This window comes from Methylobacterium nodulans ORS 2060 (assembly GCF_000022085.1).
Classification (GTDB): Bacteria; Pseudomonadota; Alphaproteobacteria; order Rhizobiales; family Beijerinckiaceae; genus Methylobacterium; species Methylobacterium nodulans.
This window is the reverse complement of the sequence record NC_011894.1, coordinates 3,336,571-3,348,142: the sequence shown is the minus strand read 5'-3', so window position 1 is coordinate 3,348,142 and position 11,572 is coordinate 3,336,571. Positions and strand designations below refer to the sequence as shown.

Genomic DNA, 11,572 nt, shown 5'->3' with positions numbered 1-11,572 from the left:
ACCTCTACAACCTCGAGACCGGGTTGAAGCCGGTTGTCAGGATGCGGGGCGTTGGCCACAAGCCCAAGCCAAGCCGGAAGATGCGGTCGTAAAGGTAATATTTGCACCTTTCGGGAGCAGAAGTGCGTCTCCTTTGTGCGCGGTGAAGGTGGACTTGCCGTCGCTCACCGTAATTTCGCCATCCAAAATAATCTTTGTGTCGTCGTAGTCGTAGGTGTACTTTAGCGGTTCTGATTTCTCAAGCCGGAACATGGCACAGGTGATCGGCGACTTCGGATCCTTTGAGGAAACGATATCTTCAAAGAAAGCCTTCACTCCAGGTTCATTCATGGATTTAATTTTTTTACTGGATGCGGCTTTAACGTAGGTCATTTCCGCCGATGTTTCGACGCCGTGTCCCTGGGCGGTGAAACCGGCGCCCAAAACGAGCGCTGCGACCCCAGCAAGAATCCCCAATGATTGAATCTTGTGCATTGTTCCATCCCTTCGTCGTTATTTTTGTGCCATCAGCCTATTGTTATGAGGTTGATGCCAACATTGACACCGACTATTTACCCAGTCGATGTGAACACGAATGATCGAATTTGTTAAACGGATGCTTCCATTTGTGAACGGATTTTAACTCTCGCCGAGCGCTGGATCGGCACCGGCCGAGAGTGGCGCGAGCGCATCGGCATCGCGCGGTCCGAGAGATCAAGGAACTTCGAAGCGGGGCTCGAACCATCCGGGAGCAAGGCTGTCGTCCAAGTCAAGCCGATCAACGTTGCTTTTATAGACCAATAGAATTGATGGGCCGACGTGGCGGTGCTCGAGTTTCTGCTCCAACGCGCGGATGGCTTGGTCGATCGCCAGTCGTCCCTGAAGCACCGGCGAGTCCGTCGGGGCTGCTATTAAGCGCCCCCGTTTGATCGCACGGTAGGTGCCGTGGGTAAAATAATCAGCGAAGATCTTTATCGAGGTATCCGGTCTTCGCTCTCTCAACACGCTTACGGCGGCATCAGCTGTCACGGCGCTTCCGACGATGTAGTCAACTGGAGGTCCGCTCTCGAGTGTCTCTTCGACGAGACGTGATTGGATGTCAAAGCCGGTATCTCCCCATTTGACAATCGAAATTGTCGCGGCGCTTCCAGCGAGTCCGGCCCGGAACCCAGCATCGATGAATTTGACCCAGCCTGCGGCGGATGGGCCGGGAAACCACGCGACTTTCGCAGCGGCGCCTCCCGTCGGATGACGGCTTGCTAAGTAGGCACCCACGATGCGTCCCATCTCAGTCCAGGAGATTCCGACCTTTGCGGCAAGGCCAGCATCTTCCATATCGTTGACGGCGGCGATCACGGGAATACGCGCCGCTATCGCCCGTACAACCTCGCTGAGTCCATCGTAGGAGACCGCTCCGACAATGAGCGCATCTGCATTGTGGCTGCAAGTTTCGATCTGCTCTCTCTGTCTCTTCACGTTGGGATAGCCGCCAGCGTCAACGACAGTGAGTCGAACGCCGGCAGCGGTCGCTTGGGCGACCATGCCATAGTTGACGCTGATCCAATACGCATCCTTGAGATGCGGATAGGATGCGCATATCCGCCACTGCCGTTCCGCCTTCGCGATTGGCTTGAAAGAGATCGTCGCAGGCGTGCCAGAATAATCGTAGGGTGGTGGCCACGCCAGCACCTCGCGTTCCGCACCGTGAACGCTGGCGCGCAGCCCGACCACTGCCACCAACGCCAAGGCAATCGGCGGGAGAAGACGGCTGATCGCACAGGCCAAAGTTTGCTCCAGGTTCGAGCGGCGATATTTCCAACGTCGACCCACGGGCGAGGGCTTGCGTCGATCCACAATGGAACGGTTGAACGCCATCATGTTTTCGCAGTCAGGCATCGGTCGGCGGCTGTTCGTTGCCTTCCTCATCATAGCTTCGCTGTCATTGACGCCCGGTTTGTTCGCCTGGTTGATACTCCGCGATGTCGCGGAAACCCAGACGCTGTTGAGTGCTCGCGCGCTTCCGGCCGTGGTCACAGCACAGTCGATGGTTGAATCAAGCGACCAGCTTGTTGCAATGGGGCCGGCCCTGCGACGTGTCAACGATCCCGTGGAGTTTGAGCGGCAGAAGACCGACTTTGCCCGCCTTCGCGACCAGATCAGAAGGCTCCTCACCAGAGAGGGCGAGCCGGTCACCGGCTCGAGCCATACGAGCCGGCTGAAGTACGAGATTGAAAGCCTGCTCTCAGATCTTGAGCGGCAGGAAGCACTCGTTGCTGAGCGCCTCCCGCTTGCTGCGCGCTTCGAGAATGTCGTCGGGCAGACAATGGACGCCGCTAGGAATCTAACGGAGCTTTCCGAGACCTTCGTATCGAATGCACATGCTCTCAGCCTGGCGCTCATCGCGGATCTCTACAAACCAAAGGACCCGAAGCTGGAAGACGAAGCAAAATTAGAGATGTTAGATCAAATTGTCGAGAGGAATATCTACAATCTTCAGCAAATGTCCGAGTTGCGCCTTGCGGCCTCACAGATAGGAGTCGTTGTCAATAAGTTTCGCTATGCGTCCAAGGCCATCGAAGTCTCCGACATCAGGACTGAGTACCTTGCATATATCGAAACGATCACCAGGCGGGTAACCGGGATCGCGGATCCCACCCGGCGCCAGCAGGCCAAAAGTTACCTGGAGGCGCTGCGCAACGCGATCAGCGACAATGCGCCGGACGGCGGCCTCGCCGGAGCGCGCTCGCGGATCGTCGCCATCGGTGCTCAATCCGATAACTTGGCGCGTACCGCTGAGCGGTCGGCCGATGCGACGAGGACGATCGCGGCGGATCTCCTGAAGGCGGCCCAAGCATCCTCCGCGGCTGCCGCATCTCGTGGCGAGAGCGCCGTCACTTGGGGTTTCATCATTCTGATCATGTCGACCGTAGCGGCGGTGGGAGCGTCAGGCTTCGTCGTGTGGTTGCTGGTCGAGCGGCGTTTGGTGAGACCGCTGGAGGAGGTGACCCTCGCGCTTGAGAGGCTGTCGGACGGCGACGTCGACGTTGATGTTGATATCAGGGGGGCGCCCGAGCTGCAGCAGCTAGGGCGGGCGGTCGTCGTATTTCGGGACGAGTCCAAACGTCGCCGGATGTTGGAAGTAGAGCAGGCCGAAACTAACCTGGAGCTCCTACGGCATAGACGAGACCTCCAGCAACTCGTGCGCGAGCAGACCGCAATGCTCGAGGCTGCGAACGAACTCCTGCGGATCGAAGCTGTGGAACATGCTGCCGCCCGGACTCGGGCCGAGGCCGCGAGCCGCGCCAAGACGGAGTTCCTCGCCGTGATGAGCCACGAGATCCGGACGCCGTTGACTGGGATGATCGGCATGATGGATCTGCTCAGCTCTGCCGAGCTCAAGCCGGAGCAAGCCCGGTGGCTCGACGGCGCGAGACGCAGCAGCGCCGCGCTGCTTCGCGTGCTTGATTCCATTCTTTCCTATGGAAGGGCAGAGACGAGCGAAATTGCTCTCGACATCGAGCCAGTCGACGTGAGGACGCTCGTGGAGGGCGTCGGCGCACTGATGCAGCCGGTCGCGGAAGCCAAAGGGCTTTGCCTCGAACTCGAAGTCGACCCCGATTTGTGGCCGCTTCACCGCGCTGACGATGGAAAGATACAGCAGATCATAGTCAATCTCGTCAGCAACGCTATCAAGTTCAGTGAACGCGGCGTAGTGCGAGTCGAAGTCGTAGCTTTGGATGAGGATCAGGATTTTCAGTCCGTGCGCTTCGACGTGAACGACATGGGCGTTGGAGTCCCATCTGACCAACTCGAACGTATCTTTGAGCCATTTGCTCAGGCCGATAATTCCATCACCCGCCGCTACGGCGGGACCGGCCTCGGCCTCGCGATATCACGCCGGCTCGCCGCTCTCATGGGCGGCGAGGTGTCGGCTGTATCCGAGCCTGGCAGAGGCTCGACCTTCTCTCTGACGCTACGACTCGAACGGGCAGAGCGTTACCACTATGATGCCGCGCGTCGGGAACGCGGAATTGAGCCGGTCCAAAGCCGTCAGGTTTTACTGATCGAGGATGACGAGGCGACGCGCATCGTCGCTTCGACCTATCTGGAACGGCTCGGACACGAGGTCATCGCCGCTTGCGACGGCGCGAGCGCCGTGGAAGCGCTTGAACAGTTTCGGCCTGATATCATCGTGACTGACGTCAGCCTTCCGGATTTCGACGGACCGGAGGTCGTCGCTCGCCTGCGGGAACGTCTCGGTGATCCACACCTCCCCGCCGTCTGCATGTCCGCGCATGTGTTCCCCGACGATGTCGAACGCTTCGTGTCTTTGGGAATGAATGCTTTCGTGGCCAAGCCACTTTCGCCGATCGCGCTGTCGGGCGCCATGGCATCGGCGCTCAATAGCTCAAGCCTAGCACATCATCACGAGGCATTCGCCGCGGACCTGGCGGCTCTCGGGCCGGCCGTGATGGCCTCCCTCATTGAAGCGGCGCGCAACACGATGCCGGCACGTCTCGATGCGCTTGATCGGGCATTGGCTGAAGGCGATGGCGACAATCTCCGACGCCTCGCTCATGCCATCCAAAGCACAGCAGGATCGCTCAACATGAGCCGCTTGCTAGAATCCGCCCAGCGCGTTGAAAGGAGCGGTGCGGGTCCAGGGGATGGGGAGTTGTCGAGACTCGTCGCAGAGTGTCGGCTTGCCTGGGACGCAGGGCTGAAGGCGATTGAGAGCCAGGTCCAGGCTGCGCAGTCAGCCCCGCGAACTCAGGCCACGGCGGCGCCGGACAGATAATAGCCTTCGTTGTGCGAGGTCAGAATGATCTGTGGCTTCCGGCCGTCATCCCTCAGCTTGCGCCGCAGTCGGCGAACGAGCACATCCGCAGTGCGATCGGCCGCGTCCCATTCGCGATGGGCGATTTCGCGGAGAATCCGATCACGGCTGAGTACCTGTCCTGGATGGCGCGCAAGCAATGCGAGCAATTTGAATTCGGCATTCGTAAGGTTTGTCGGATGACCTTGGCTATCGCATAACAACCTCGCTCGAAGATCGAGGCGCCAGCCTGCGAATTCGACGTATTTTGGTTCATCTGTGGCGCTTCGCGTACGCTCCATCCGCGAGATAAGGTTTTTGACCCGTGCCAGGAGTTCGCGTGGTTCAAATGGTTTGGTCACGTAATCGTCGGCGCCAACTTCCAAGCCGACGATCCGGTCGATCGCGTCGGTGCGTGATGTCACGAGGATGATGCCGACGTCCGAACTTTCACGTTGCTCTCTCGCCAGTCTGAGGCCATCCTCGCCTGGCAGGTTCACGTCGATCATAAGGACGGTGGCAGGAGCGCGCTCCAGAATCCGCCGCATCTCGGCGCCGTCTCTCGCCTGGGTCACCCGGTAACCCTCGCTGCTGAAGTAGTGCGCGAGCTTCATGCGAGTCACCGGATCGTCTTCCACAACAACGATATGTCGGTCACGCTTCGCCACTACCGAACGCTCCCATCCTACAAGGAGGTGGAGTCTCTCGCACACTGCGCGTCCAACCTTCCAGAGGATGCGAGAGTGCTAAGGCGTTGGAACGTTTGCAACCCGCTCGATTGTCTGAATGCAAAACCTCCTTGGCAGCTGAAATGTGCTGAGCGCCAGAACGCGTAGGCGGGCCGGCCGCGCTTGGGATAGAGGTCAGCGAAACCCGCGTTGGCAAAGATGATCCCGAGCCGGGCGCGCAGGAGCAGGTAGGGATTGCCGCGCGGGAACGCGGTTTGGGCTACGCGGGCGGTGTCCTTAGGCACCGGTGGGAGTGGCGATTGCAGTCGGAGCGACATGGGCGACCTCCGGGCCGGACAAATACCCTCCACCCAGGGCGTCACTCCGCCGGGCTTTAAGCTGTCGCCCGGCAGACCTCGGACGCTCCCCTGCGTACCAAGTCGCCAACCTCACAGAAGTCCAGGCTGCCCCTCCAGAATGCGGGCAGCCGCAGCGGGGAACTGCCCGACCGGCTCCGCGCCCGCGTAAAGCACCGCGCCCACCTTGTCCGAGAACCGCTGCAGCTGCTCGGGCCCGAACGGTCCCATCACGCTGTAGAAGGGACGCTCCGCCTCGTCTCGCTCCAGAGCGAGGCGCCGCTCGACCTGCAGAGCCTCCACCGGGCGCGTGAGCGCCTCGTCCTCGCCCGCACGGCCCTGATCAATCAGCTGCGTGCCATGCTCTTGGAGCGGGGCATCGTCCTGGCGAAGGCGCGCGCTCCTCATGCGGCGCCTGCTCGCCGACCTCTGCGCGGATCCTGGGTCTAGATGGGGTGCTCGACACCGCGTCGTTGATGAGGACCCCGGGCGCGCGGATCTCCATCTTGGCCAGGGCGCTGCCCTGAGACCGGAAACGTTGATGTAGACCGGCATCGCCATTTTGCTACACCCTTGCAGACGGGGCGGGCCATACGTTCTGGACACCATTCATCACCTGGCCGATCAAGCGAGCTGAATTGCTCGCGCTCAGTCAGCCTCGCGCGAAGACAAACACTGCCCGGCGGCCCAAGCGGTCGATGAAGATCACTCCGAGTATGTTTGCCGCACCGCATCCCAGCGCTTCAAGGCCACGGTGCCGTTGCTGATGACGAAGCGCATCAGATCCTCTCCAACCGCGAGCGGTCCGGAGTAGGTGCGCCGGGTGGCTGCTTCGATCTGTGCCACATCCGGAGTAGTTGTCGAACCGCGAGCCGTGAGTTGGATGATGTGCGTGTAGGCCGCGAGCTTCGGCTTGGCCCGCGAGAACACCGTGCCCGCCTCCTCCGGCGAGGTGTGGTGCTCCATGATCGCTCGGTTTTGCAGTTTGTCGAGCACGTCTGACGGTGCGTCGCAGACCTCGTGGACCAGCAGGTCGGCGCCCGTGCCGTGCCGGATTACCGCCTCGTCGAATTTCGTATCACCGGAAATCAGTACAGAATGGCCGGCGTGATCCACCCGGTAGCCGTAGGCTGGATGAATCAGCGGGCCGTGATTGACCGCGAAGGCCGTGACTTTCACGCCATTCGCCTCGAACACAACGTCGTCACTGTTGAAGTCCCGAGCATCGATCTGGGTCGCGATCTCGGGCGTCTTCTCGTCGGCCATGCGGATGCGGATGTCGTCTATAAAGGCGGCTCGCATGTTCTCCGCCATGTGTTTCGTGCCCACCGGCCCGATTAGAACCATAGGCGCCCTCCGCATCGCGTAGGAGGTCTGGATGTAGCCTGTCATCCAGAGATCCGGCAGCCCAACGGTGTGATCCGAATGGAAGTGAGTGAGAAAGACCGGAGCAACACTGCCAAGCGGAACCCCGATTTGGCGCAGCCTAATGGCACAGCCCCGTCCCGCGTCGAATAATAGGTTGAGCCCTCCGGCCTGGACCAGCGTGGCTGCGCTGAACCGGGAGGGTTGGGACTTGGTGATCCTGTCCCGAGCAGGGTCACTGTCATAGCATCTGCTGCGGCCGGGGCCGTTTGCGCCCGGGCCGGCGTGGAGATGACCGACGGTGCCAAGCAAGCGCCGAGCAGACCTATGCCTGCGCGGAGTACACCTCGACGCTGTTGATGCAGATGCGCTGTGTCGTCGAAGATGCGGCGCATGGAATTTCTCCTCGCGGTAAAATTATGGTTGTTCCGGAGGGCGTAGTTCGTCACCACGCCGAGCTTGATCATTCGACGTCAGGCTGCCGCGATGGATGGGCTGCTTGGAACGCGGGGTGGGTCTCGGCGAGCGCGGCAGCGCGCTCGATCTTCAGGAATTCTCTATCGGCACGGCGAAGCGGCGGGCTGCGTAGACCTGCGGAACCAAGTACACATCGGCGAGGCTAGGCTCGGCCCCGAAACCCGGCGAGGCGTGCCGCTCAACCGCGGTTAGGCACTCTTAGCCCTGATCAAGGCAGGTTCAACTTCGGACATGACCTTGCCGGATGGCACCAGCAGAGTCAGCACGCCGCCGAACATGCCTAAGCTGGCCAGGATGTAGAAGATGGTTTCGAGCGCGAAGCCGCCGCCTGCCAGGTAGCCGCCCAGGATCGGGCCCCCGACGCCGCCCAGGCGGCCGAAACCAGCGCACCAAGCGACACCGGCGCTGCGAACGTTGGTCCGGTAGTAATTCGCCACCAAGCCATAGATCAGGGTCTGGGTGCCACTCGTCCCCAGACCGACGACGGCGACGATGGCCAGCAATACGCCCAGCGGAAAACCCATGGTTAGCAGGAAGATCGCAAGGGCCCCGATGGCGAAGCAGGCAGCAACCACCAGCTTTGCGCCGAAGCGGTCGGCAACCTTGGACCCTAGCAAGGCGCCCAGAACGGCGCCGCCGTTGAGAACCATCAGGAAGGACAGCGAACCTTGCGCGTTGAAGCCGGCGCGCAACATCAGCTCAGGCAGCCAGGTGTTCAGCGAGTAGACCAGCATCAGGCCGGTGGCGCTCATCAGTCCGAGCAGGATGGTGGGCAGCGGGTAGGACGTGAACAGACCCGCCCAGCTGGCCTTCCCGTCACCCGTCGAACTCCTCGTCACCTCGGCCGGCCGTGGGGCCGCCTCCGGTACATCGATGCCGGTCTTCTCGGCGACGGCCTGCGCTTCTGCCATGCGCCCCCGCGCGGCGAGCCACGCCACCGACTCCGGCATTTTGAAGTAGGCGAGCGGCAGCAACGTAACGATCGGCAGGGCGCCGATCATGAACAGGCCGCGCCAGCCGACCGAGCCCAGCAGGATGATCGCCAGGGCGGCGGCCATCAGGCTGCCGAGCGGCACGCCCGAATAGACGATCGCGTTGCACAGGTTCTTCTTACCCTTGGGGGCGAACTCGGACACCAGCGCGGCGGTGGTCGCCACCAGGGCACCGACACCGAGGCCGGTCAGGAAGCGCATGATGCCGAAAGCCGCCACCGTACTCGTCATCGCCGTGACGGCCATGCCGAACGAGAACCAGGCGTAGGAGAACAGCATCACCTTGCGGCGGCCGATGAGATCGCCAACCGAACCGGCGAGCAGCGCGCCGACGAGGACCCCGAAGAGCGCATAGCTGCCCAGCTGACCGGCGATCGCGGGGGTCACGATGCCCAGTTGCGTCGCATCGCGCAGGAACGTTGACACGCAGGCGCCGTAGACGACCAGGTCATATCCATCGAAAACCAGCCCGACCAGGGCGAGACTTACGACCCAAACGACGGTCCGGATCTGTTTCGCCTCACGATCGGGATCTGTCGCGCCGCTCGCGCTCACGAAGGCCGCCATTGTTCGTCTCCTCGGTTATCATGATTTCTGTGTTAGAGCACGTAGCCGCACGTATTCGTCTCGGCTCTGGTCAGGCTCGAGCCCCACGGCTGTGAGGCGGGAGGTATTCTGTTCGGAACAGGGGGCATCGGCTGCGCGACGTTCGGAAACAGCGCGCCATCCCCATCCATCCGATGCGCTCCGGCAGCGTCACGGCGCTTGCGCTAGGCCAGCCGACCTCAGCGACGATCAAGCAGGAACCGTCCGAAGAAGGCGGCGAGGTCGTCGTGCGCATCGAGCGGGAGCACGTTCGCCACGTGCTGGTCCGGACGGACCACCACCATCGCTCCGGTCCCGCGGTCGATGCCGCGCAGGTCGAAGATGTCGGGGCCGGTCTTGAGGTCGGGCGTGTAGGCCTTCTCGTAGTCGATCAGGCCGAACCGTCCCTTGCGCGGGAGCAGCAGCGCGGGCAGCTCTTCCACCTTCAGAGCGCGATGGCCCTGCTGGAAGATCGCCCGCACGTCGATGACGCTGTCGATGCTCGCCCCCTCCGGGGTGAACCGGCGGATCGGCGAGTTTTCGGACTCCGCGAGGAAGCGCATGAGCGCGCGCACCCGCTGTCCGCTCGCGTCGGCGAAGGCGTAGATGCGCCAGGCGCCATCGGCCCGGGCCGCGTGGCCGAGCTGCATCGGCCTGGCGTCGGCGAGGCGCACGACGGGCGCCGAGTGGAACCGCTTGCCGACCGGGAAGCCCGCGGCAAGCGCCTGATGGGTCGCCGCGGCGGTGAGAACGGTCGCCGGCGGATAATGCGTCGCCACCCCGGCCGTGTACCGGCCCGACTTGACGAAATAGGCCTGCAGCTCCGCAGGGTCGACGCCGCCGAGCTCCGGATGCGCCGGATCCGTCGGCGGCGAGGCCATGATCGTCGACCATTCCTTGTCGAAGTCGATCAGGCCCTGAGCGATCGCGTGGCGCTCGGTGGTGTAGGTGCGAAGGAGCTCCGGCTTGGTGCGCCCCTCGAGCACCGCGATGAGCTTCCAACCAAGGTTGAACGTGTCCTGCATGGACACGTTCATGCCCTGGCCGGCCTTGGCGCTGTGGGTGTGGCAGGCATCGCCCGCGATGAAGACGTGGGGCAGGCGAGATCCGGCCTCCTCCGCCGGGACATCGTCGAAGCGGTCGGTGACGCGCTGGCCGACCTGGTAGACCGCGAACCACGCGACGTCGCGCACCTCCAGCGTGTACGGGCGCAGCACGCGCTGGGCGGTCTCGATCACCATCTCCTGCGTATTCAGCCGGAACGCGTCGCGATTGCTCGGGTCGATCTCACCGAGATCGACGTAAAGCCGAACCAGGTAGCCGCCTTCGCGCGGGATGAGGAGGATGTTGCCCTCGTCCGCCGACTGGATCGCGGCCTTGAGCCGGATATCCGGGAAGTCGGTGACGGCGAGCATGTCCACGACGCCCCAGGCGTGGTTGGCGAAGTCCCCGCGCGGCTCGGCCCCGATCGCATCCCGCACGCGGCTGCGCGCGCCGTCGCAGCCGACGACGTACTTGGCGCGGATCGAGGTCTCCGCCCCGCTGTCCACGTTGCGCACCGTGACCACGACCGGGTAATCGCCCTCGGGTTCGATCGTCAGCGTGACGAACTCCAAGCCGTAATCAGGCACCAGTCGCGTCGGCGCCTTCAGCATGTAGTCCGACAGGTGCTGCAGCAGGCGGGCCTGGTTCACGATCAGGTGGGGAAATTCAGACAGGCCGTCCTCGGTGTCCTGCACGCGACCGGTGCGCGTGATTGTGGAGCGGTCGTCCGGCGCGGGACGCCAGAACACGGTTTCGTTGACCCAGTAGGACTCGCGGACCAGCTTCTCGCTCAGGCCGAAGGCTTCGAACATCTCGACCGTGCGGCACGCCACGCCGTCTGCCTGCCCCACCTGGAGCGGACCGTCGCGGCGGTCGATGATGCGCGTGCTGATGCTGGGGAAAGTCGAGAGTTGCGCGGCCAGCAGCATCCCGGCCGGACCGGCGCCGACGATGAGGACGTCGACGGTCTCGGGCAGACCCGCTGGTTGGTTCGCGGCGCCCGGTGCGGCGGCGAGGATGTCGGGGTCGCCAGGATTGTAGCCGTCGAGATAGAACTGCATGACTGTCCTCCCAAATCTCTTATTGGCTGAGATGAACTCTCGCTGCGGGGCCGGCGTGCTCTCGTTGCTCTGCGATCGTGCCGCTCGGACCATCCCGGCGCGCGCAGCCCGTGCCGCGAGGGCGGCCTGTCGGATCGCGCGACGTCCTCTCGCCAAAAAGACCGTATACGGATAATATGTATGCTGTCAATATCGGCTCGCGGCGGGGTGCCGCCTTTCTGGGGTGGGG

8 protein-coding genes and 2 pseudogenes are annotated in these 11,572 nt (G+C 62.7%); 1 reads left to right on the top strand and 9 read right to left on the bottom strand.

What is annotated here, in order from left to right; all coding sequences use genetic code 11:
• Window positions 1–36: 36 nt before the first annotated feature.
• A complete protein-coding gene (locus MNOD_RS43345) occupies window positions 37–474 on the bottom strand; it encodes a cupin domain-containing protein (protein WP_015929831.1) in 438 nt (145 codons plus the stop codon).
• A gap of 219 nt (window positions 475–693) precedes the next feature.
• Window positions 694–1,857, bottom strand: a complete 1,164-nt coding sequence (gene torT, locus MNOD_RS43340; protein ID WP_244424743.1) for a TMAO reductase system periplasmic protein TorT — start codon at window positions 1,855–1,857, stop codon at window positions 694–696.
• Here torT and MNOD_RS15315 point away from each other — a divergent pair.
• On the top strand, window positions 1,835–4,777 hold the full coding sequence (locus MNOD_RS15315) for an ATP-binding protein (RefSeq protein ID WP_015929829.1): 2,943 nt from the start codon (window positions 1,835–1,837) through the stop codon (window positions 4,775–4,777). The two genes, torT and MNOD_RS15315, sit on opposite strands and share 23 nt — an antisense overlap.
• Here the strand turns inward: MNOD_RS15315 and torR are convergent.
• From torR to MNOD_RS15290, 7 genes and pseudogenes are all read right to left on the bottom strand, one after another.
• Window positions 4,750–5,463: a two-component system response regulator TorR gene (torR, locus tag MNOD_RS15310; protein WP_015929828.1), complete on the bottom strand. Its 714-nt coding sequence runs from the start codon at window positions 5,461–5,463 to the stop codon at window positions 4,750–4,752. The genes MNOD_RS15315 and torR overlap by 28 nt on opposite strands.
• Before the next feature lie 146 nt (window positions 5,464–5,609).
• A pseudogene (locus MNOD_RS46620) lies at window positions 5,610–5,801 on the bottom strand (IS5/IS1182 family transposase); the annotation flags it as partial.
• Window positions 5,802–5,912: 111 nt separating this feature from the next.
• Window positions 5,913–6,227: a hypothetical protein gene (locus MNOD_RS50650; RefSeq protein ID WP_015929826.1), complete on the bottom strand. Its 315-nt coding sequence runs from the start codon at window positions 6,225–6,227 to the stop codon at window positions 5,913–5,915.
• A gap of 297 nt (window positions 6,228–6,524) precedes the next feature.
• Window positions 6,525–7,496, bottom strand: a complete 972-nt coding sequence (locus MNOD_RS15300) for an MBL fold metallo-hydrolase (protein WP_015929825.1) — start codon at window positions 7,494–7,496, stop codon at window positions 6,525–6,527.
• Between the two features lie 234 nt (window positions 7,497–7,730).
• A pseudogene (locus MNOD_RS50645) lies at window positions 7,731–7,814 on the bottom strand (maleylacetoacetate isomerase); the annotation flags it as partial.
• 35 nt (window positions 7,815–7,849) lie between these two features.
• Window positions 7,850–9,220 carry an MFS transporter gene (locus MNOD_RS15295; RefSeq protein ID WP_015929824.1) on the bottom strand — a complete coding sequence of 457 codons (1,371 nt, stop codon included), beginning with the start codon at window positions 9,218–9,220 and terminating at the stop codon, window positions 7,850–7,852.
• Window positions 9,221–9,438: 218 nt separating this feature from the next.
• Window positions 9,439–11,343, bottom strand: coding sequence for an FAD-binding monooxygenase (locus MNOD_RS15290; protein WP_015929822.1), 1,905 nt, complete (start codon window positions 11,341–11,343; stop codon window positions 9,439–9,441).
• Window positions 11,344–11,572 lie beyond the last annotated feature (229 nt).